General features: G+C 70.1%; 19 protein-coding genes and 1 pseudogene. 9 read left to right on the forward strand and 11 right to left on the reverse strand.

From position 1 onward, the window contains the following. Positions 1–356: 356 nt before the first annotated feature. The 5 genes from L942_RS29385 to L942_RS29405 all read right to left on the reverse strand — a co-directional run bounded on the left by L942_RS29385 (position 357) and on the right by L942_RS29405 (position 5457). A complete protein-coding gene (locus tag L942_RS29385) occupies positions 357–1133 on the reverse strand; it encodes an SDR family NAD(P)-dependent oxidoreductase (protein WP_051166332.1) in 777 nt (258 codons plus the stop codon). Positions 1134–1256: 123 nt separating this feature from the next. Next, a complete protein-coding gene (locus L942_RS44515) occupies positions 1257–1559 on the reverse strand; it encodes a hypothetical protein (RefSeq protein WP_158684553.1) in 303 nt (100 codons plus the stop codon). 181 nt (positions 1560–1740) lie between these two features. Continuing rightward, positions 1741–3084 carry an MFS transporter gene (locus tag L942_RS29395; protein WP_235079474.1) on the reverse strand — a complete coding sequence of 448 codons (1344 nt, stop codon included), beginning with the start codon at positions 3082–3084 and terminating at the stop codon, positions 1741–1743. Positions 3085–3202: 118 nt separating this feature from the next. Next, complete coding sequence (locus L942_RS29400) at positions 3203–4375, reverse strand: MBL fold metallo-hydrolase (RefSeq protein ID WP_235079476.1); 1173 nt, start codon at positions 4373–4375, stop codon at positions 3203–3205. 134 nt (positions 4376–4509) lie between these two features. Continuing rightward, on the reverse strand, positions 4510–5457 hold the full coding sequence (locus L942_RS29405; protein ID WP_037366851.1) for a LysR substrate-binding domain-containing protein: 948 nt from the start codon (positions 5455–5457) through the stop codon (positions 4510–4512). Positions 5458–5574: 117 nt separating this feature from the next. Between L942_RS29405 and L942_RS29410 the strand changes: the two genes are divergently transcribed. From L942_RS29410 to L942_RS46375, 7 genes and pseudogenes are all read left to right on the forward strand, one after another. Beyond that, positions 5575–6384, forward strand: a complete 810-nt coding sequence (locus tag L942_RS29410) for a cyclase family protein (protein ID WP_037366853.1) — start codon at positions 5575–5577, stop codon at positions 6382–6384. Between the two features lie 15 nt (positions 6385–6399). Further along, positions 6400–8034, forward strand: a complete 1635-nt coding sequence (locus L942_RS29415) for a thiamine pyrophosphate-binding protein (protein WP_037366854.1) — start codon at positions 6400–6402, stop codon at positions 8032–8034. Between the two features lie 22 nt (positions 8035–8056). Next, complete coding sequence (locus L942_RS29420) at positions 8057–9244, forward strand: thiolase family protein (protein ID WP_051166333.1); 1188 nt, start codon at positions 8057–8059, stop codon at positions 9242–9244. Between the two features lie 74 nt (positions 9245–9318). Further along, on the forward strand, positions 9319–9576 hold the full coding sequence (locus L942_RS29425; RefSeq protein ID WP_037366858.1) for a hypothetical protein: 258 nt from the start codon (positions 9319–9321) through the stop codon (positions 9574–9576). Then, complete coding sequence (locus L942_RS29430; RefSeq protein ID WP_037366859.1) at positions 9573–11174, forward strand: ATP-dependent acyl-CoA ligase; 1602 nt, start codon at positions 9573–9575, stop codon at positions 11172–11174. The genes L942_RS29425 and L942_RS29430 overlap by 4 nt, the downstream gene beginning before the upstream one ends. 75 nt (positions 11175–11249) lie before the next feature. Further along, positions 11250–11504 carry a hypothetical protein gene (locus tag L942_RS29435; protein ID WP_037366860.1) on the forward strand — a complete coding sequence of 85 codons (255 nt, stop codon included), beginning with the start codon at positions 11250–11252 and terminating at the stop codon, positions 11502–11504. 327 nt (positions 11505–11831) lie between these two features. After that, positions 11832–11951 (forward strand): annotated as a pseudogene (locus L942_RS46375) (muconolactone Delta-isomerase family protein); the annotation flags it as partial. Between the two features lie 92 nt (positions 11952–12043). On the opposite strand, the gene L942_RS44520 reads toward L942_RS46375, so the two are convergent. The 5 genes from L942_RS44520 to L942_RS29460 form a co-directional block, all read right to left on the reverse strand. Next, a complete protein-coding gene (locus tag L942_RS44520) occupies positions 12044–12193 on the reverse strand; it encodes a hypothetical protein (protein WP_158684554.1) in 150 nt (49 codons plus the stop codon). Between the two features lie 484 nt (positions 12194–12677). Continuing rightward, a complete protein-coding gene (gene mhpA / locus L942_RS29445) occupies positions 12678–14183 on the reverse strand; it encodes a bifunctional 3-(3-hydroxy-phenyl)propionate/3-hydroxycinnamic acid hydroxylase MhpA (RefSeq protein ID WP_037366861.1) in 1506 nt (501 codons plus the stop codon). Next, positions 14180–16069, reverse strand: coding sequence for an acyl-CoA synthetase (locus L942_RS29450; protein ID WP_037366862.1), 1890 nt, complete (start codon positions 16067–16069; stop codon positions 14180–14182). The genes mhpA and L942_RS29450 overlap by 4 nt, the downstream gene beginning before the upstream one ends. Further along, a complete protein-coding gene (locus L942_RS29455; protein ID WP_037366863.1) occupies positions 16066–17001 on the reverse strand; it encodes a fumarylacetoacetate hydrolase family protein in 936 nt (311 codons plus the stop codon). Before L942_RS29455 ends, L942_RS29450 begins: the two co-directional genes overlap by 4 nt. Next, positions 16998–18122, reverse strand: coding sequence for a VOC family protein (locus tag L942_RS29460; protein ID WP_037367063.1), 1125 nt, complete (start codon positions 18120–18122; stop codon positions 16998–17000). The genes L942_RS29455 and L942_RS29460 overlap by 4 nt, the downstream gene beginning before the upstream one ends. Before the next feature lie 119 nt (positions 18123–18241). Between L942_RS29460 and L942_RS29465 the strand changes: the two genes are divergently transcribed. Both L942_RS29465 and L942_RS44525 read left to right on the forward strand, forming a co-directional pair. After that, the gene (locus L942_RS29465; RefSeq protein ID WP_037366865.1) at positions 18242–18898 is read left to right on the forward strand and encodes a TetR/AcrR family transcriptional regulator; all 657 of its coding nucleotides are present in this window, start codon (positions 18242–18244) and stop codon (positions 18896–18898) included. Between the two features lie 362 nt (positions 18899–19260). Next, entirely contained in the window at positions 19261–19545 is a 285-nt protein-coding gene (locus L942_RS44525) for a hypothetical protein (protein ID WP_158684555.1), read from the forward strand. Between the two features lie 300 nt (positions 19546–19845). On the opposite strand, the gene L942_RS44530 is transcribed toward L942_RS44525, so the two are convergent. Further along, positions 19846–20013: a hypothetical protein gene (locus L942_RS44530; RefSeq protein WP_158684556.1), complete on the reverse strand. Its 168-nt coding sequence runs from the start codon at positions 20011–20013 to the stop codon at positions 19846–19848. Positions 20014–20405 lie beyond the last annotated feature (392 nt).

The raw sequence follows: 20405 nt of genomic DNA on the forward strand, positions 1-20405 counted from the left end.
CGCCGTGGCACTCGTCGGCGGCGTCGTGACTGTCCGGTACGCGATCGAGACCAAAGGCCAGGTACTCGAACAGCTGTCACCGTGAATCCGTTGTGGACGGTGCGGGCTTCGGAACGAGGGGACCCGGCGATCAGTCCGCTGGCTGGTGCGTCCTGGTTTGCGCAGGACGGTGTCTTCGCACCTTTGCGCACGAAGTTTTCTGGGGAACCCGGCGTAGAGGTAGCGAACGCTCGGCTCTGCCTCCTTAGGGTGCGGCTTAGACTCCTTTTCTGATGTGCAGGCCCCTCGGTCAATGCGGTGAGTGTCATTGTCGCCTGAGCGCCAGGCCATGCGCCGAATTCCTGCTGCGCCCCGGGTCAGCGCGCGGTGTAACCGCCGTCGACGTACAGCACGGTGCCAGTGGTGTAGGCCGACTCGGCGGAGAGCAACGGCAACACCATGTGCGCGATGTCGGCCGGCGTACCCCAACGGCCGACGGGAATACTGTCGGTGAAAGCATCCGGCGCCGGCGCGCTCGTTTCCGCGGGCGCGGTGTTCATCGGAGTACGGACCGGCCCCGGGGCGATGCAGTTCACGGTGATTCCGGCACCGGCCACCTCGAGGGCGACGGAACGGGTCAGCGCTGCGACAGCGCCTTTGGTGGCCGCGTAGCCACTCCGTTCGGGGGCGCCTGTGGCGCCCAGTACGGAGCCGATGGTGACGATCCGGCCGAACCCGTCGGCGAGCATGCCGGGGAGCACTGCCCGGATCGCGAGCCAGGTGCCGATCACGTTCGTCTCCAGCGCCGCCCGGAGGTCTTCGAGGGACAGGTCAAGCGCTGAACCCCGCGCGAGGCGGCCAGCGGAGGTGACGAGTCCGCTGACGGATCCCCAGCGCCGGGCAGCGTGGTCCACTGCGGCCGCGAGCGATTCGGGATCGGTTGTGTCGCAGGGAAGCACTGCGTGATCCGGCCCGATTCGGGCGAGTGCTTCTTCAGCCGCGCGGCGGTGTGCGGCATCACGCCCGACGGCCACGACCGGTCTGGCCGATCGTGCCACTGCTTGCGCCACGGCGAGGCCGATCCCGCTCGTGCCGCCCGTGACGAGCACAGCACCGTCCTGAAAGGACTTGTTGGAATTCATCCCGTTGAGCATCCGCGTTCGCGGGCCCGTGCGCCAATCTCATGGTCCGTTCAGCGAAACAGGGAGACCGGAATTCCCGGTCCGCGGGAGGATCCCGACACGCGACCGGCTGGTGGCCGCGCGATGATCGATCTGTCAGCCGCCGCGGCCGATCCCGCCATCCGCGTGGCACGACTGAGCCAGCGATTGGCAGTCCGTACAGAGACGGGTGCCGGGATCGACCGTCGGGCGGCTGCACTCGTCGCACACGCCCAGTCCGACGGCGGTGGACAGGAAACCGCACTCGAAGCACAGGATTGCCGGTTCGTCAGAGTTTTCCCGGGTGGTGACTTCGAGGAGGGCCTCTTCTCCGCACCACGGCGATGGGCAGGTGCTGATCGACCGGCTGTCCCCGCGGATGTTGTCGGCGTAGTGCTGGGCGATGTTCCAGCCGTACACCTTCCACCATGGGGTTCCGCAGAAGCGGCAGATGCCTTCTTCGCTGTCCCGGGTGAAGGTCCAGGCCAGTTGCCTGCAGTCGGGACAGTGGATGACGAGCCCGGGCCACTTGTCGAGGGACGGTGGTGGCGCGCTGCGATCGGGTTCGTCGTGTGCGGCTGCGGGAATCGGGAATTCCATGCTATCGCTGCTTGATGTCTTCGCGGCGACGCCGCCGGGCCCGCCCCACTGTCTCGGGCGCGAGGGCGACGGCGAGCACGCTGAGCACCCCGAGCGCGGCCAGGTACAGGGCGACCGGCCAGTATGAGCCTTGCCAGGCCAGCAGCGCGGTCGCGATGAACGGCGCGAAACCTCCGGCGAAGACCCCGGATACTTCGTGTCCCAGCGCCAGTCCGCTGTACCGGACCTTGGTGGTGAACAGTTCGGTGAAGAAGCTCGGCTGAGTCCCGATCATCGCGCCGTGGCAGACGCCGACGGCGACGATCACCGCGACGCACACGAGGAGCGGATTTTTGGTGTTCAGCAGCCAGAAGAACGGGAAGGCCCACAACACGAGCCCGCCGGCGCCGAGGAGGTAGACGGGGCGTCGGCCGATGCGGTCCGACAGTGCCCCGAACCCGACGATGGTCGCCGTTTCGACGATGTTGGCGATGATGACCGCGGTGAGCATCACCCCGGTGCTGATGCCGATCCGGGTGCCGTACGCCAGCGAGAACACCAGGAGCACGTACGAGCCGCCGTTCTCGGCCATCCTCGCGCCGATCACCAGCAGCACCGATCGGTACTGCTCCTTCAGGACCTGCACCACCGGAAGGTGGGGACGCTGTTCGGCCGATTTCTTGGCCTGTTCGAATTCCGGGGTTTCGGCGATCCGGGTGCGGATGAGCAGGCCGACGGTGACCAGGACGATGCTCAGCAGGAACGGAAGACGCCATCCCCAGGCCATGAAGGCGTCCTGGGGGAGTGCGCCGAACGCGGCGAACACGGCGGCGGAGACGACGAATCCCAGTGTCACCCCGGTCTGGCTGAAGGCCGAATAGAATCCGCGGCGTTTGCTGGTGCTTTGTTCGCTGATCAGCAGGACCGCGCCGCCCCATTCGCCGCCGACCGCGATTCCCTGTGCGATGCGGACGATCACCAGCAGCACCGGAGCCAGCATGCCGACCTGGTGGTAGGTGGGAAGGACGCCGATGAGAGCGGTGCTGGCACCCATGATGACGAGCGTGATGACCAGCATCGCCTTGCGCCCGACCCGATCGCCGAAATGGCCGAAGATCACGCCGCCGACGGGGCGTGCGACGAAACCGACCGCGAAGGTCGCGAACGCGGCCAGGGTTCCGATCGTCGGGTTTGTCGCGGGGAAGAACAGCTTGTTGAGCACGAGCGCGGCCGCGGTGCCGTAGAGGAAGAAGTCGTACCATTCGAGCGCGCTGCCGATGAGGCTGGCGGCCGCGACCCGGCGGATCGACCGGGCCCGGCCAGTTTGTTGCTCGGCCGGCACGGCTGGTGTTTTGCTGCGAGACACGCGTTCCTCCTTGAGGGGAAGGGTTCTGCCGCTGTGGTGGTGCGGAGTGCCGACGACCTCGTTGCGGCGGTGGGGCGGCGCCCGGCGGGACCGAAAGCGAAGACGGGTGCGGAAACTGTCAGCGAGCGAGCGGGCCGATGCCGAGGATGTCCAGATCGCGTCCGACGACGAGCTTTCCGGAATACCCTCGCTGCGCTCGCAGCCAGGTGTGCTCCGGCCGGTTCCCGGGCACGAGGTGGTTGAGCACGAGCGTCGGCACACCGGCCGCCTCGGCGATGGCGCCGACCTGTTCGATCGTGGTGTGCGCGTTGATCAGGTGATGGAACCGGGCTTCCGCGGAAGTGTCTCGCGGCTGCGGGAAAAGCTGTTCGGCCCACGCGCGGTCCATCACCTCGTGCACCAGAATGTCGGCGCCGCGCGCGAGTTCGATCAGGTTGTCGCTCGGTCCGGTGTCCCCGGAGAAGACGACGGACCCGTCGTCGGTGTCGAACCGGAACGCGAGGGCAGGGAAGACCGGTGCGTGCTGGACCAGCGTGGCGGACACGCGGATCCGGTCGTCCTCGTAGAAGGGGACCGGGCTCATGCGGGGGTGCGGATTGCCGTTCGGATCGGCCAGGAAGCGTTCCGGGATGGGCACGTCGTGCCCGGAGAACAGGGCCGAGGGCGGAGGCTTGCGGCTGTCGAAGACCCGGTCGTTGATGTCGGTGGCGAATGCGCGGACCATCAGCGCGATCATCTCGGCGGTGCCGGGAGTCGGATTGTCCGGTGCGGTCACCGGGGGAGCGGGAGGGGAACCGAACAGCGGCGGCAGTGCGCCCCGGTTGCCGGGCCCCCACACTTGCACCGGCTCGGGAACGCGTTGCAGGCCGTTGGACACGCCCTCGATCAGCACGTTGTCGAGGTCGATCGTGTGGTCGGAATGCAGGTGGGTCAGGAAAATCGCGCGGAGTGCGTTCAGCGGCCCGTCGGTGTCGTGGGACCAGTCGCCGAGCCGGGCGTCCCGGATCTGGCGGCCCGCCTGGTGCCCGGCGTCGACGAGATAGAACCGGTCGCCGACGGACACCGCGGAGGCGGTGCCTGCCCTGGTGGTGCCTGGCCACCACGGCGGTCCGCCGGAGGTGCCGAGCAGGATCAGCCGGGTGCGGTGGCCGTTTCCCCATTGGCGCGCACCGCCGGGTGCGGCTTCGGCCGGCCGGGCGGTCACGCCGGCGATCGCGGCCGCGCCGACGCCGGTGACCAGTGAGCGTCGGGTGAGGCCGCGGCGCAGGGCGGCCGACAGGAGGTCTCGCATCGTCTACTCCCCGGGTGCGGAGCCGGCCGGCGGAATCCGGCCTTGACTGGCCATCCTGAACGCACGGGGCGACGGGGGCTAATGCCGTTCTCGTCCGGGCTATAGCCGAGGGGCTATGGAAGGGCCCGGAGCGCTCACGACTCCAGGCCGAGTTCGACGGTGATGTCCCGCGCGGTGCGCTGGACCTGGTTGAGGAGTTCGCGCGCGTTCTCGCTCGCGGCGGCGTCCGCGAGAGACGCGAGCCCGATCGGCGCGGCCACGGCGGCCAGCGGAGCCGACAGCACCGCGAGCTGGTCGTCCCGCTTCGCGATGAGCAGCGGCAGCGGGGCGATGGCGTCGGTGGCCAGCAGGATCTCGCGAATGGTGAGGAAGGTGCTGCATTCGATGAGGTCGGCGGGCAGCGGGAGGTCCCGGGAGCTGAACTCGGTGTCGAGGGCGAGGCGCAGCTGGGTGCCGGGGCCGGGGAGGATCCACGGGTAGTTGACCAAGGCCTCCATGGCGGGTTCCGGGGAGCGGGCGGCGGGATGGCCGCGCCGCACCGCGAGCCGGACCGGTTCGTCGTAGAGGGGCAGCTGCCGCAGATCCGCGGCGGCCGAGAGGTCCTCGGTGAGCCTGCCGACGACGAAGTCCGCCTCGTTCCGGCGCAAGGCTTTGATCAGGTCGTCGGCCGTTCCCTCGACGACGGTCACCAGCGTTTGCGGCCGGGCGCGTTTGAACTCCGCCAGCGCGCGCGGAAGCAGCCCGGACGAGCCCGCGAGGTTGGTGCCCACGTGCACGGGCCGGCCGCCGCCCCGCCGGAGGTGTTCGATGTTTTCGCTGACCCGGCGCAGATTCGCGAGCACGGCGCGGGCGTGCTCGAGCACCATGTCGCCGAACTGCGTCGTCCGCACGCCCCGCGGGCCGCGGGTGAACAGCGCGACTCCGAGAACGTCCTCGACCTCGCGCAGGCTGCGCGTGACCACGGGCTGAGTGACGTGCAGCGCTCGCGCGGCGGCGACGAGACTGCCCTCTTCGGCGATGGTGGTGATCAGGACGAGATGGCGGATCTTGAACCGTCCGTCGAGAAGCTTGTCGAGACTCACCGGGGCTCCTCTCGGTCGCGCGCAGCCTAACCAGCCGTCGAGGTATGTGCCAACGGACATGGCTTGGCAGAAGTTGGCATTGGCCAGGCATGGCAGTCGGGACGCACCATGATTCCCATGCCGCCTCTCCCCGCCGCCGGATCGCCGCCGGCCTCGCTCGCGCAACTCTTCGGCCGCGGCCAGGTCGACGTTGTCGACCTCACGGCCACGCTGTCCGAAGCGACGCCCGTGCTCCCGCTTCCTCCGGAAATGGCCGCGATCCCGCCCTTCCGGCTGGAGCGGCTCGCCCACTACGACGACCCCGCGGAGATCTCGCTGCAGCACGCCATCCACACCGGCGAGCATGTGGGCACGCATTTCGACGCGCCCCGGCATTGGTGGAGCGGCCGCGACGGGGAGGACGTCGCCGGAGTTCCCGTCCGTCGGCTGGTCGCCCCCGCGGTCGTGCTGGACGCCGCCGAGGCGTGCCGGCGGGACCCGGACTTCCTGCTCGAGGTCGAGCACGTCCGATCCTGGCAGGACCGGCACGGCCCGCTGCCCGACGGCGGCTGGCTGTTGTTCCGCACCGGCTGGGACGCCCGGTCCCACAGCCAGGAACTGTTCCTCAACGCGGATCGCGAAGGCCCGCACACGCCGGGCGTGTCGCCGGAATGCGCCCGGTGGCTGGCCGAGGAGACGGGCATCGCCGGTTTCGGCGTGGAAACGGTCGGCACCGACGCCGGGCAGGCGTTCCGGTTCGACCCGCCCTTCCCCGCGCACCGTTACCTGCTGGGCACCGGCAAGTACGGCGTGACGCAGCTGCAGAACCTGGCGCTGCTGCCCGCCACCGGCGCGGTGCTCGTGGTGGCCCCCTTGAAGATCGCGGGCGGGTCCGGCAGTCCGGCCCGCGTGCTGGCCCTGGTCCCGACGTCCGCCGCCTTCGGCTGAACGGAGAACTCTTCGATGTACGTCCGCGACATCATCGGACAAACCCTGCACCAGCTCGGCGTGCGGACGGCGTTCGGCGTGATCGGAAGCGGCAACTTCCACTACACCAACGCTTTCGTGGCCGCAGGCGGTCGTTTCGTGGCGGCCCGGCACGAGGGCGGCGCCGCGAGCATGGCCGACGCCTACGCCCGGATGAGCAACGAAGTCGCCGTGCTTTCCCTGCACCAGGGATGCGGCTACACCAACGCGTTGACCGGCATCACCGAAGCGGCCAAGAGCCGGACGCCGTTGCTCGTGGTCACCGCCGAGGCCACCGAACCGACCTCGAACTTCTTTGTGGACCAAGCCCGCATCGCCGAGAGCGTGGGCGCGGCCGCCATGCGAGTGAGGTCGGCGGAAACTGCGGCGGAGGACGTGGTGCGAGCCTACGAGACGTGCGCGGCGGAGCGGCGCACCGTGGTGCTCAACGTCCCGATCGACGTGCAGGACATGGCTTTCTCCGGCAAGGCGGCGACCGTGCGGCGAGTTCCCGCGGGCTTCCCCCGCCCGGCGAACGTCGAGGCGTTCGCGGACCGGTTGCGGTCGGCGCGGCGGCCGGTGTTCGTGGCGGGCCGAGGCGCGCGAACGCCGGGCGCGCCGCACGCGATCGCGGAACTCGCCCGCCACACCGGCGCGCTGCTCGCGACCTCCGCCGTGTCCCGCGGCATGTTCCGCGATGACCCGTGGAACATCGACGTGGCAGGCGGATTCTCCACGCCCTTGGCCGCGGAACTGATTTCCGGCGCGGACCTGATCGTCGGCTTCGGCTGCGCGCTGAACATGTGGACCATGCGGCACGGAAAACTCATCGCCGACGACGCGACGGTGGTCCAGGTGGACGTCGACCGGTCAGCCATCGGCCGCACCCGCGACGTCAACCTCGGGGTGTGGGGCGGCACAGCCGAAACCGCTCGCGACACGCTCGCCGCGCTGCGCCGGGACGGCGTCCCCGTGCGTCCCGGGTACCGCGCTCAGCACCTCGCCGACCGCATCAAGCGCGAAGGCAGCTGGACCGATGTCCCCTTCGCCGACCAGAGCGGGTCCGGCCGGGTCGACCCGAGGGCCATGACCGCCGAGCTCAACCGGTTGCTGCCCCCGGCTCGCGTCGTCTCGGTCGATTCCGGGAACTTCCTCGGCTATCCCAGCATGTACCTCGACGTGCCCGACGAGTACGGGTTCTGTTTCACCCAGGCCTTCCAGTCCGTCGGGCTGGGCCTCGCGACCGCCGTCGGCGCGGCCCTCGCCCGGCCGGAACGGATTCCCGTGGCCGCTTGCGGCGACGGCGGTTTCCTGATGGGCGTCTCGGAGCTGGAAACCGCGGTACGACTGCGGATTCCGCTGCTGGTCGTGGTCTACAACGACGCGATGTACGGCGCCGAGGTGCACCACTTCGGCGAAGCCGAGGACCTGTCGGGCGTCACCTTCCCGGACGTGGACATCGCGGCTGTGGCGCGCGGCTACGGATGCCGCGCGCTCACCGTGCGCCGCGTCGAGGATCTGCTGCCCGTCAAGGAATGGCTCGACGACGAAGCTGCCGTCCCGCTCGTGATCGACGCGAAGGTGACTTCGCAGGAGGCGTCGTGGTGGCTTGCCGAGGCATTCGGCCACTGAGCACATCGGAAGGACTTACGCGATGACGAAACACAGTCCAGCGCAATCCGGTCCCGGCCGCGGGGGAAGCGGTGTGTCGGTGGCCGGCGCGGCCGAGACCCCCTACACGCGGCATGCTCCCGCCGGGACGACGACCGCGGGGCTTCTGGCGCGCGCGGTGCTGACCGCGGTGCGCGGCGCGGGCTTCGGACTCCGCGACGTCGACGGTCTGGGAGTAGCCAGCTTCACCCTCGGCCATGACCACGCCATCGACCTCGGGTGGCGGATGGGGCTGAGGCTCGGCTGGCTGATGCAGGACACCAACGGTGGCGCCTCCGCAGGCGGCCTGCTGCAGCACGCGGTGCGCGCGATCCAGGCCGGCGACGCTTCGGTGATCGTGCTCGTCGCCGGCGACCACATGGACAAAGCGGCACACGAAACGCTGGTGCGGAGTTACAACTCGGCGACCGCCGACCATCTCACCCCGCTGCCGATGTCCGGGCCGAACGCGTTGTTCGCGATGCTCACGTCGCGGCAGATGGACCAGCTGGGCTTGACCCGGGAAGACTACGGACGGCTCGTCGTCGCGCAGCGGCGCTGGGCGGAACGCAATCCCGGTGCGGTGTACCGGGATCCGTTGACGCTGGAGGACTATCTCGCCGCGCCGCCCGTCGCGGACCCGCTGCACCGCTACGACTGCGTTCCTCCGGTCAGCGGAGCGAACGCGGTGGTCGTCGCGGCGGACGACCGGTGGGGCAACACTCCCCGTGCGCGCGTCCTGTCGGTCACCGCGTCGTACAACTCCGACGACCAGCTGGGCTCCGGGCTGCACACCGGATTGGTCCACTGCGCGCCCCAGGCTTGGGACCGGGCCGGGGTCGGACCAGCGGACCTGGACGTCGTCAGCTGTTACGACGACTACCCGGCGGTCGTCCTCGCCCAGTTGCGCGATCTCGGCGTCATCCCCGCCGGCGCCGACGTGCCGGGCTTCCTCCGGGAGCTCGCGCAGGACCGGACGGTACCGGTGAACACCTCGGGCGGTCAGCTGTCGGCCGGGCAGGCCGGCGCCGGGGGAGGGATGCACGGATTGGTGGAAGTAGTCCGGCAGCTCACCGGAGAGGCCGGCCAGCGGCAGGTGCGGGCGCGGCTGGGCGCGGTGAGCGGGTACGGCATGGTGCTGTACCGGCACGGCGCCTGCGCCAACGTGACGGTATTGGAGGCAGCGGCGTGATCATGGTGCAGCGATGCCGGAACTGCGGGCGGCGTTACTTCCCCGCTCGATTGCTCTGCGCGGAGTGCGACGACATGGACTTCACGACGGTCGAACTCGCCCGTGCGCGCGTGGAAACGTCCACAGTGGTGCACGTCGGGCAGGCCGCCCGCCTGGTGACACTGGCCGACGACGACCTGGTGCTGATCGGGGCGCTGCACGGAGAAGCCGAACCCGGCGACCACGTGCCGCTGCACTCCCGGCCCGTTCCCGGCGACGGCCCGATCGCCGTGGTGCCCGGAACGGAACCGGCCTCGCCCGAGCACGCTCTCCGGAAGGAGTCCTCCCGATGACCGACGTGCCCGCCACCGCGGACCGGCCGCTCAGCCGCGCTACTGTGCCGGCCATGCTCGCGGATCGGGCCGCCACGGGAGCCGATCGCCCGCTGCTTGTCGTCGGCGAGCGTTCGTTCACGGCGGCGCAGGTCCGTGACCGCGTCGCACGGGCAGCGGCCGCACTGCGAGCCCGCGGCGTGCAGCCCGGCGACCGCGTGCTGCTGTTTTCCGGAAACCGTGTGGAACTGCTCGACCTGATCCTCGGCTGCGCCTGGGCCGGCGCGATCGCGGTGCCGGTCAACACCGCGTGGAAAGGGCAGCAACTGCACCATGCCCTGGCCAACTCCGGCGCCCGCTTGCTCGCGGCGGAAGCGGAACTGGCCGAGAGGCTGTCGGACCTGCCCGACGTCGCGGAAGTCCAGGAAGTCTGGATCATCGACGGCGATCCCCCGGCGCTTCCCGTGCGGGCCGCGCGCCTGCCGGATTACGCCAGCGAGTCGCATCCGGTCGAGCCCGCGCACCCGGTTCGTCCCGGCGACACCGCCGCGCTCCTGTACACCTCCGGCACCACCGGGGTGTCCAAAGGCGTGCTGTGTCCCCACGCCCAGTTCTACTGGTGGGGGTTCAACGTCAGCCGTCAGCTGGGAATCACGCCGGACGACGTGCTCTTCACCTGCCTGCCGCTCTTTCACACCAACGCGCTCAACGCGTTCAGCCAAGCCCTCGTCAGCGGCGCGACTTACGTGCTGGGAGACCGGTTTTCGGCCTCCCGATACTGGTCGCAGGCGGCGGCCCGCGGCGCGACGGTCGGCTACCTTCTCGGCGCGATGGTCTCCATCCTGGCCGGGCGACCCCCGTCGGCGGACGACCGCGCGCATCGAATGCGCATCGCGCTTTCCCCGGCGACGCCCGCGTCCCTGCTGGCCGAATTCCGTTCGCGATTCGGCGTAACGCTGCTCGACGGATGGGGTTCCACCGAGACGAACGCGGTTTTCGCGAGCACGCCCGCCGAACAGCGGCCGGGGTACTGCGGCCGGCTGCAGCCCGGGTTCCAGGCCCGCGTCGTCGACGAGCTTGGGGCGGAGGTCCCGCCGTCCGTGCCGGGCGAACTGCTGATCCGCAGCACCCAGCCCTACGCGTTCGCGACCGGGTACTACCGGATGCCGGACAAAACCGCCGAGGCTTGGACCGACCTGTGGTTCCACACCGGAGACCGGGTCGTCGTCGAGGAGAACGGCTGGATGCGCTTCGTGGACCGGATCAAGGACGTGATCCGGCGGCGGGGAGAGAACATCTCCTCGGCCGAGGTCGAAGACGTCCTGCGGCAACATCCGAGCGTTCGCGACGCCGCGGTGTGGGCGGTCGATTCCGAACTCGGCGAGGACGACGTCATGGCGGGACTGATCCTCGAACCCGGGACCGCACCGGCCTACCCGGACATCGTCCGGTTCTGCGAGCCGAGACTGGCTTACTTCGCGGTCCCGCGGTACTTCATCCGCCTCGATGAATTCCCGGTCACGGAGAACGGAAAGGTCCGCAAGGCCGACCTGAGGCGGCTCGGTCCGGCGGCCGCCGAGTGGGACCTGGAAGCCGCCGGTTACCGCCTCCAGCGGTGAGAGCGGCCGCGAAGGGGTTGCGATCTCGAAGACCCGTGTTCGCGGGGAGCGTTCGCCGCCGAGGACTCGATCGCCGTGATCGGGCCGGGCGTGCACCTGTTGAACGCGCACACCGGCAAGGGACAGCAGTTAGATTCGGTGGGTGTCCCGGGCTTCGAGGGCTTTCGCATTCCCGACGGTCGGGCTGAGTCAGAGCCGGAATTGCGCGAAGAGCTTCACGTGGGTCTGGTGATGCTGTCTCACGCTCGGCACGGCGTGGTGCTCAGCGGAGCCGCCGAGCGGCTCTCCGAGCGCGGCAAGCCGTACCAACCTGACGTGAGCAGGCGGTAGGACCGGGCGACCTCAACGCGCCCCCTGCAGCGCAGGAACTGGAAGTCCACATCAGCGCCACACGTTGCCGCTGGGCGAGCCGTCACACCTCGCCCGAAGGTGCCCGGGTGAGGATGGGAGCGGAGAAAACGGGGCAGCGCGGGGCTGGTCGCCATAGTGACGTTCGGCCATTCGTTCGCTCTCATGGACGTAAGCCTGCCGCCCGGTCTGGATCCGGCGGAGCGTGACGACATGATCGCGCGGGAGGAGGCCCACAGCTAGAAGCTGTTATGGGAGGGCAAGAGGCCGCACCTGTGGCGGATCGCGGGCTAGCACGCCAACTTCTCCGTCCTCGACCTCGCCGACCACGACGAGCTGCACGCGCTGCTGTCTGGGCTGCCGCTGTTCCCGTACATGGACATCGCGGTCGTGCCGCTGGTAGTGCACCCGTCGAAGATCGGCGGCTGAGCCTCCGTCCGCACCCGACAAAAAAGGCGGTGCCGAGTGGCATGGGGTTCGGCAAGTCGTGATCACGGGCACGGGGTGCGGCAGTGTGCTCGTCAGCTCAGCGGGATGTGCGCTTCGATGTCTGGTTTGATCCGGGTGCCGGCGCTGTTGAGAACTCCGGCCAGCATCGTGTAGTGGCCGGCGAGCATCATCGTCTCGATCGCTCCGGCTGTTCCGTACCGGCCGGAGAGAGAGTCGTCCACTGCGCTTCGGAGAGTGCGTGATCACGCACCACGAAATCGACGGCTTCCAGGAGTTCGGCATCCGGCCCCGGCCACTCGCCCAGGTCGGCGGTGGTGATCCGGCGGAGCTCCTCGGCGGAAATCCCGCAGTCCCGGCCGATTTTCGTGTGGTGGGCCCGTTCATAGGGGCTGCGGCAGTGCCAGGAGGTGCGGAGGACGACCAGTTCCCGTTCGCGGGAGGGGGAGATTCCTTTCGGTGAGGAAGCTGAGGCCGAATGGCTGGCAGCGCACGGCGAGTGCCGGGTGGTGCAGGATCGTGAGGCCGACGTTCACGGCCCCGCCGGTCACCTCGCCGAGTTGGTCGAGTGCTTCGGGAGCGAGGTGGGGCAGGACGAGGTCGTCGGTGATCCGCGTCGCGTGAGTTGTTCCCGCAACGGGGTCCTTCCTGTCGATCGTCGGTTCCGGGCGCCGTCGACCGGTGCGGCCGCGCTGTCGCGGCCACGTTTCAAGGGGTTGCGTGGTAAGGAGGTATCGCCGCGCAGAGGGCGGTCAGGTCGCGGCCGGCGCTGTGGACTGTCGCATCGGGACGGACGACAGCGGCGTGGGCGAAGCCGCGGCGCAACCAGCGGTGCAGGGCGCTCCCGGGTAGGGCCATCACGAGCACGGCACCGCGTTGTTCGATGTCGGCGCGCTGTGCGGGCGACGGTTCGGCGGTGCTGATGAACGCGAATCGGCCGGCTGTCACGTCGTCGAGCCGTCGCCCGCCGCCGATCGGTGCGTTGGGGCATTGCCGGCCGGCCAGGGAATGCCGGAGGAGCGGGCGTGCCACCAGCGCGGAGCGGTGCAGGGCCGGGGTTGCGGTTTCGAGCACGCGCTTGCGCAGGCCGGGCACGAGGTGCAGGCGCGGTGCGGCGACGCGGCGGAGGAGGTTGCCGAGTTCGCCGCCTTCGGTCATCGCCGTGCCCATCAGCTTGGCGAGCCGGATCATGGTGGTGGCGTGTGGTTTGCGTTCGGTCTCGTAGCTGGCGAGGACGGTTTCGGGGAGCGTGCCGTCGAGCACGCCGGCGAGTTTCCAGGCGAGGTTCATGGCGTCGCGCATCCCGGCGCCCATGCCCTGGCCGATGAACGGCGGGGTGAGGTGGGCGGCGTCGCCGAGGAGGAAGACCCGCCGGTCGCGCCAGCGGTCGGCGACCTGGGCGCGGAAGGTGTATTCGGCGACGCGGACGATCTCGAGGCGGTCGGCCGGTGTCTCCCCGGTCCATGGCTTGAGCAGGGGGACCAGTGCGGCCGGTTCGCGGTAGTCGTCTGCTGTTTCGCCGTCTGTCAGCTGGAATTCCCAGCGGTAGCGGTTCTTTCCGATGCGCATGTAGGTGGCGGCGCGGGTCGGGTCGGAGACCTGGTGCACCCCTTCCCAGGCGTCGAGTTCGGCGTCGGTGCGGATGTCGGCGACGAGCCAGCGCTGGGTGCACCCGAGGTCGCGCATGACGGCGCCGATCGAGGTCCGGGTCAGGCTGTTCGCTCCGTCGCAGCCGAGTACGTAACGCGCGAGCACCGAGTCCGGTCGACCGGACTCGGTGAACGCGACCCGCACGCCGCCGACCTCCGGGGCGAGCGAAGTGACCTCGGCGCCGCCGCGCAGCGTGACCACGCTGTGCCGCTTGAGGCCCGAGCGCAGGAGCGCTTCCAGTTCGGGCTGGTGGAACATGCTGGCCTCGGGGTAGCCGTGCCTGCCGTGCGCCGCGTCGCGCCGGAACTCCGCGAGCACGCGCATGTCCCGGTCCACGAGCCGCAACCCGTTACAGCGCCAGGAAATCCCCGAGAACTCCGCGAAGAGGCCGAGCCGGCCGAGGATGCGGCAGATCTCGTCGTCGAGGTGGACGGCGCGGGGCTGGGGGTAGATCGTTTCCCACCGGTCGAGGACGAGGGACTCGACGCCGTACTGGGCTAGCAGAGTGGCGGCGGTGAGGCCGGTCGGGCCCGCGCCGACGATGACCACGGGTACCTCGGTCACGAGGCACCTGCCAGGCGCCAGTCGATCGCGTAGCGGCCGAGGACCGCCTTGACCGCCGGCTCGTCGGCGTCGCCCGAAGTCCGCACCACCGCGATGACCGAGCCGTCGTCGATCTCGGCGTCGACGTCGAGGACGCCGGGCAGGCCGGCCAGCGCTTCGGTGAGCTCGCGCCGGGTGGCGTCGGCGCGCAGCGCGGGTTTGTACGGCTTGCCCAAGTCGGTGAGCGGCAGGGCATCGAACACCGTGACGGTCTTCGGCGCGGCGGCGGGCTCGGGGACCTGGTCGCGGGCCCAGTCGGCCAGGTCCTGCTCGGCGACCGTCGAGCCGGGAGCGAGCGTCACGTAGGCGACGGGGACCTCGCCGGAGTGGGCGTCCGGCCGCCCCACCGCGCCCGCGGCGGTGACCGCGGGATGGGCGAGCAGGGCGTCCTCGACGATCGCGGGGTCGATGTTGTGGCCACCGCGGATGATGAGGTCTTTGGCGCGGCCGGCGAGGTAGACGAACCCGTCGGGGTCGAGGCGGGCGAGGTCGCCGGTGTCGAGCCAGCCGTCGACGAGCTTGCCGAGGCCGTCGAGGACGTGGCCGTGCTCGTCCTGGCCGGTGACGTAGCCGGGGAACACCGCGGGCCCGCTGATCGCGAGCACGCCGGTGTGGCCGGGCGGGAGGTCTTCCCAGGTGCCGTCCTCGCGGACGCGGACGGTTTTCATCCGCTGGTAGGGCAACCGCTGGCCGACCGAGCCGGGCCGAGGCGCGTCGGGGAAGCTGCGCGCGCTGGCGCAGGTCGCTTCGGTCAGGCCGTAGCCTTCGACGAGCGTGATGCCGGTGCGGGCCTGGAAGTTTTCGCGGACGGCGGCCGGCAGGGGCGAGGCCCCGACCATGGCGAAGCGCAAGCTGCTGATGTCCGCGTCGACCGGGCACTGCGCGAGCACCGCGTACACGGTGGGGACCGCGCTCATCGTCGCGATCCGGTGGTGCTCGACGATTTTCCAGAACTCGCCGTAGAGCGGGACGTCGCGATAGCCCAGCGGCCCTGCCCATACCGTGGCCTGTCCCCTGAACAGCGGCGTGAGCAGGGTGACGACCAGCGCGTTGACGTGGAACAGCGGCAGCGCGGCGAAGAGCGTCGCGTTGTCGTCGAGCAGCGAGTTGGCGGCCAGCGTCCAGGCGTCGGCGATCTCGATGGCGTGCGTGTGCGCGGCCAGCTTCGGCGCGCCGGTGGTGCCGCCGGTCGGGAAGAACGCGGCCAGGTCTTCCGGGCGGGGCGGTTCGCCGATGAACACCGCGGAGTCTTGCCCGGCCGCCAGCTTGCCGAGGTAGCCGACGCGGATCCCGGGCAGGCTCGGCAGGTCCGGGGCCGGCTCGGCGGCGCCGGTGGGCCGCAGGACCAGGAGGGAGTCGACGTGTCCGTCCTGGGCGAGGGCGTGTGCGGTTTCCCAGACGGCGGGGGACAGCTCGGGACCGGCGGTGACGAGGACCCGCGCGCCGGATCGGCGGAGGAGCTGGGCGAGGTGCTGGTGTGAAAGGCCGCCGTTGAGGGGCGCCGCGATCCCGGCGAGCTGCGCGGCGAGGGTGGCGGGCACCAGTTCGGCGGTGTTGGGCGACATCAGCGCGACCGCGTCGCGTCGGCGGATGCCGATTTCGTGCAGCAGGTTCGCGTATCGGTGGACGTCGCCGAGCAGCCCGGCGAAGGTGCGCTGCTCGGCTTCTCGCCAGCGCGCGGCGTCCGGCAGCACAGTGAGCGCGGTGCGATCCGGCCAGGTGGCGGCGGCGCGAACCAACAGGGCGTAGGTCGACGCGGGAAGTCCGCGTGCCGCCAGCGGCACGGCTTCGATTGCGGAGAGGTCGGTGGGGCCGGCGTACTTCGGCCACTGCAGATCCGCGTTCATCGGGCATGCCTCACCGTCGTGCGCTGGGTGCCCAGATCGATCGCGCCATCGTCGGTGGCCACTCCGGCCTCCATGACGTCGCCGTCCTGGAGGTACCGGGGATTTCGTGCCTGGCCGCGGAAAAACAGCTTCCACTTGAGTGCCGGCGGCAGGAGCGAGCCGATGATCTCCACCGGTTTCGGCGGGGCGGACAACGCCGTGCCCACGGGGGTGCCGGTCAGGACGAGGTCGCCCGGGTCCAGCCGCTGGAAGCGGGCCAGCGCCCGGAGGGCCTCGGCGGGACGGTGGATCATGTCGGCGACCGTCCGGTCCTGCCGGGTTTCGCCGTTGACGCTCAGTCTCAGCCGCAGGTCGGCGAATCGCTTGAGCTCGTCGGCGTCGAGCAGGACCAGCGCGGGTCCGGTGGGGGTGAACGTCGGGTAGGACTTGGCCTCGTAGAACTGGGTCTGGGGCAGCTGGATGTCCCGCGCGGAGACGTCGTTGGCCACCACCAGTCCCGCGACGTACTGCGAGAGGTCGTCGCCGATCTCGGTGCCGACCGGGATTTCCGTGCCGATGACGAGGCCGATCTCGACTTCGTAGTCCAGGAGCCGCACGTGGGCGGGCCGCACCACGTCGTCGTGCGGGCCGCTGATCGAGCCGGACGACTTGCGGAAGAACGTCAGCGGCACGGTGTCCGGGTTCCCGCCGGTGTCCTCGACGTGCGAGGCGAAGTTGGTCATCTGGGCGACCACTCGGCACGGGGCGGTGACCGGCGAGACGAGCTCAAGCGTCTCCACGCCGACCGCGCGGCCGCTGGCCGCCGCCGCGTCGAGAGCTTTCCGGTCGGCCAGCAGTTGTGCGGTGGTCGCGGCCCGGGTGGCCACTCTGGCCGCTCCGGCGGGGGTAGCGACCCACCAGGCGTCGGCGGTACGGAGGACGGAAATGCTCATGACACAGCTACTTTCAGCAGGCCGCGCAGGCGGTCGAAGTCGAATTCGTTTTCCTCGCGCAGCGCGCCGACGATGGCGCGCAGCTCCCCGAACGCTTCCCGGCCGGGTTTGACGCCGAGGAAGTCCTTGGTGGCGGGCGGGCCCCACTGGGCCAGTCCCGACGCGGTCATCGGCGCCCAGCCGGGCTCGAGCGAACAGTCGAACAGGTCGCCGTCGCTGAAGTGCTCGACGAGGAATCCGTCGGGGTCGCGCCAGTAGTCGAACAGCTGGCTGCCCTGGACGTGCCTGCCGATGCCCCACGAGCGCCGGTAGCCCCGCTCGAGCAGGTACTCGCCGCCGGCGGCGAGCGAATCGAGGTCGGGCACTTGGTAGGCCGAGTGCACGTACCGGTCCGCCGGTCCGAGCACCATCGCGAGGGTGTGGTGGTCGGTCGGGGTGCCACCGCGGTCGCAGCGGATGAAGCTCATCACCGGGCCACGTCCGCGCTGGCCCGGGTAGTAGAGGAAGTCGCTCACGATCAGGCCCAGGTGGGCCAGGTACCAGTCGAGCGTTTCGCGGTACCTCCGCGTCTGCAGCACGACATGGCCGAGCCGCTGCACCTTGACCGGCTCCCGCCGCGCCCGCTGGGGCGTGTTCACTCGCCGGACCTCGTGCCCGAAGTTGAAGGTCAGCGGCACCTGCCCCGGCAACGCCGGGAGCTCGTGCGTGCCGGACACGACCCGCACCCGGGCGCCGCTCGGGTCGCGCAGGTCCACGGTGGCCCCGCCGAGGCTCTCCGGCAGGCGGACGACCTGGTGCCCGGTCCTCTCCGCCAGCCGAAGCACGTCCGCCGGGTCGGCGGCCCGGAACGCCGGTCCGGTGAACCGCGAGCGCGGGCCGCGGCGGATCAGGACGCAGGGTGCGCCGGGTTCGGTGCCGCGCAGCTGCAGTTCGTCCGCAGTGCGCAGCGACGTGGTGAACCCGAAGGCGTGGGCGAACAGTTCGGCCTTGGCCAGGTCGGGCTTCTCGAACTCCAGCCACGCCAGGTCGTGCACCTTGATGACCGGATTGCGCGCCCTCCCCGGGTGTTCGCCGGGCAACGCGCCTTGCTCGCTGTGCAGGTCGGCGTGGGGATCGGTCATCGCCCCTCCCATCTTGTTGACGATATCGTCACCTGCGAGCATATCGTCAGTCCAGAGATTCTGACGATTTCCTCATTTCTGAGACGGTCCGCTAAGGTGGCTCCCGGGAGGTGCGGGGCATGACCGAGGAGACAGCCGGCGACCGGTCGGCGCGGCGCAAGGCGCGGACTCGCGCGGCACTGCTCCGGGCGGCCCAGGGGTTCATCGCGGCTGGGAACACGAACGTCCCGATCCTGGAGATCACGCAGGCCGCCGACGTCGGGATGGGGTCGTTCTACAACCACTTCGAGAGCAAGGAGCAGCTCTACCAGGCTGCGGTCGAGGACGCGCTGGACCGCTACGGCGCCTTGCTCGACGAACTGACCGCGGGTCTGGAGGATCCGGCGCTGGCGTTCGCGCAGAGCTTCCGGTTGAGCGGCCGCCTGCACCGGCTGCGTCCCGAGCTGAGCCGGGTGCTGCTGAACAACGGGCTCGCCCTGGCCACAGCCGAGCGCGGGCTGGCCCCCCGGGCGCGCCGGGACATCGAGGCCGCAATCGACGCCGGCCGGTTCACGGTGCGCGACCCTGAGCTCGCCATGGTCACGGTGGCCGGCGCCATGTTGTGTCTCGGCCAGCTGCTGCACGACCAGCCCGGTCGCGACGCTGCGGAGGCGACCGACCAGGTCGCCGAGGATCTGCTGCGCATGCTCGGCCTGTCCGCCGACGAAGCCCGCGAACTCTGCCGGCGTCCCTTGCCCGACGTCGGTGCGGCCGGTTCCCGCGACTCCGCCGCGTAGCTCAAGTTCGCTCATCCGTCTGAACGGTGTTCTGTCGAGCCCTCTGGGGGCGGGAATGAGAGCGACGATGTTGGCCGGGGTCGGCTTGGTGCTGGTTCTGGCGACGGCAGCTTGCGGTCAGGCCGCGGGCGTGGCCTACCGGCATCGCCTCGGCGGTGGACGCACGGCCCAGGAGCTGGCGCGCTCCCTGGTGGCAAAGACCGGCCGGAAGACATCGCGCTCACCTACGGCTTCTCCGCGGCCGCTCAGCACCTGACCGGGAAGCGCGAGGTGCGCTATTCCGGTTGGGACAGCGCGATTTCGACGACGACGACCGTCCCCGGCGAACCCGCTGAGGTCCGGGTCGTCGACAAACCGGGTACGTGAAACTGCCGAATGCGGCGCGTGCGCGCGTGGGCGGCAAGACCTGGGTCAAGGTCACCGCCGACAGCAAAGCCGGCAAGGTGGTCAGCGCCTACCTGGACGCGGCCGAGCTGGGCGATCCCAGTCTGCTGATCGCACAGAACCAGAAGTCCGGCAAGGTCGTCGAGACCGGAGGGGGTCACCCGCTGGGGTGCCGAAGTCGGCATCCAGGCGCCGCCCGCCGGTCAAGCCAGCCAACTCTGAGCCGCTTCCATCCGACATCACAGAGAGGCGCACCGGGATGAAATCACTCCCACTCCGGTGTGTGCTGACGGCGACCGTCGGGCTCCTCGCGACCGGATTGCTCGGTGGCTGCAGCACGGACCTCGTCGGCACCACGGCCGGCAGCGGAGCAACATCGGCGAATACGGCACCATCCGGCCGCGCGGGACAGTTCACGGTTGCCGCGGACAAGGCGGGGAATCATCAGTGGGCCGCCGCCTCGACGGCCACGATCAAGCCCGGTGTGCAGACCTGCACCAAGGGTTCAGCCAGTGCGCGGCGAACTGCGTCTTCGTCGACGGAGCAGGCGCCGTTTATCTCGGTCAAGCCGCGCACTGCGCCAGTACCGGCGACGGCAACGAGAACAACGGCTGCAGTGCGGGCAGTCTCCCGCTCGAGACGGCGGCGACCTTCAACCGTGGCGGCTCACCGGCGGCCAGCAGCACGGTCATCGGGACCGGACGGCTGGCGTACAGCAGCTGGCTGGCCATGCGCAAGATCGGCGAGAAAGACCAGAACGCCTGTGCCTACAACGATTTCGCGCTGGGTGAAGGTCGCGGAGAAGGGCTACGGCAAGGTCGCTCCGAGCCTGCCGTACTGGGGCGGCCCGGTCGACGTCAACACCACGGGCGCCCAGCCCGGCGACCGCGTCTACGGCAATTCCAGTCTCCGCATGGGGATCTCCGTGCTTTCCTCGCAGAGGCCAGCTCACGCAGAGTCAGTCTGGGCCCACGCCCTGGCCGCTCCTGCTCCCGGAGTGCCCGGCGACAGCGGCAGCGCCTTTCTCGATCCTGCCGGGAACGCCCTCGGCACTCTGTCCACGCTGGGCCTGTCCCTGCCCGGCGTCAACAACAATTCGCGACATCGGACACGAACCGCTTAC

The sequence above is a fragment of the Amycolatopsis orientalis DSM 43388 genome (assembly GCF_000411975.1).
Taxonomy (GTDB): Bacteria; Actinomycetota; Actinomycetes; order Mycobacteriales; family Pseudonocardiaceae; genus Amycolatopsis; species Amycolatopsis orientalis_D.

Excerpts from the sequence above, each read along its gene's own strand:
- L942_RS29385 (WP_051166332.1), bottom strand. The coding sequence starts at position 1,133 with ATGCTCAACGGGATGAATTCCAACAAGTCCTTTCAGGACGGTGCTGTG.
- L942_RS29400 (WP_235079476.1), bottom strand. The coding sequence starts at position 4,375 with ATGCGAGACCTCCTGTCGGCCGCCCTGCGCCGCGGCCTCACCCGACGC.
- L942_RS29410 (WP_037366853.1), top strand. The coding sequence starts at position 5,575 with ATGCCGCCTCTCCCCGCCGCCGGATCGCCGCCGGCCTCGCTCGCGCAA.
- L942_RS29415 (WP_037366854.1), top strand. The coding sequence starts at position 6,400 with ATGTACGTCCGCGACATCATCGGACAAACCCTGCACCAGCTCGGCGTG.
- L942_RS29420 (WP_051166333.1), top strand. The coding sequence starts at position 8,057 with ATGACGAAACACAGTCCAGCGCAATCCGGTCCCGGCCGCGGGGGAAGC.
- L942_RS29425 (WP_037366858.1), top strand. The coding sequence starts at position 9,319 with ATGGACTTCACGACGGTCGAACTCGCCCGTGCGCGCGTGGAAACGTCC.
- L942_RS29430 (WP_037366859.1), top strand. The coding sequence starts at position 9,573 with ATGACCGACGTGCCCGCCACCGCGGACCGGCCGCTCAGCCGCGCTACT.
- L942_RS29450 (WP_037366862.1), bottom strand. The coding sequence starts at position 16,069 with ATGAACGCGGATCTGCAGTGGCCGAAGTACGCCGGCCCCACCGACCTC.
- L942_RS29455 (WP_037366863.1), bottom strand. The coding sequence starts at position 17,001 with ATGAGCATTTCCGTCCTCCGTACCGCCGACGCCTGGTGGGTCGCTACC.
- L942_RS29460 (WP_037367063.1), bottom strand. The coding sequence starts at position 18,122 with ATGACCGATCCCCACGCCGACCTGCACAGCGAGCAAGGCGCGTTGCCC.
- L942_RS29465 (WP_037366865.1), top strand. The coding sequence starts at position 18,242 with ATGACCGAGGAGACAGCCGGCGACCGGTCGGCGCGGCGCAAGGCGCGG.
- L942_RS44530 (WP_158684556.1), bottom strand. The coding sequence starts at position 20,013 with ATGGCCAGCCAGCTGCTGTACGCCAGCCGTCCGGTCCCGATGACCGTG.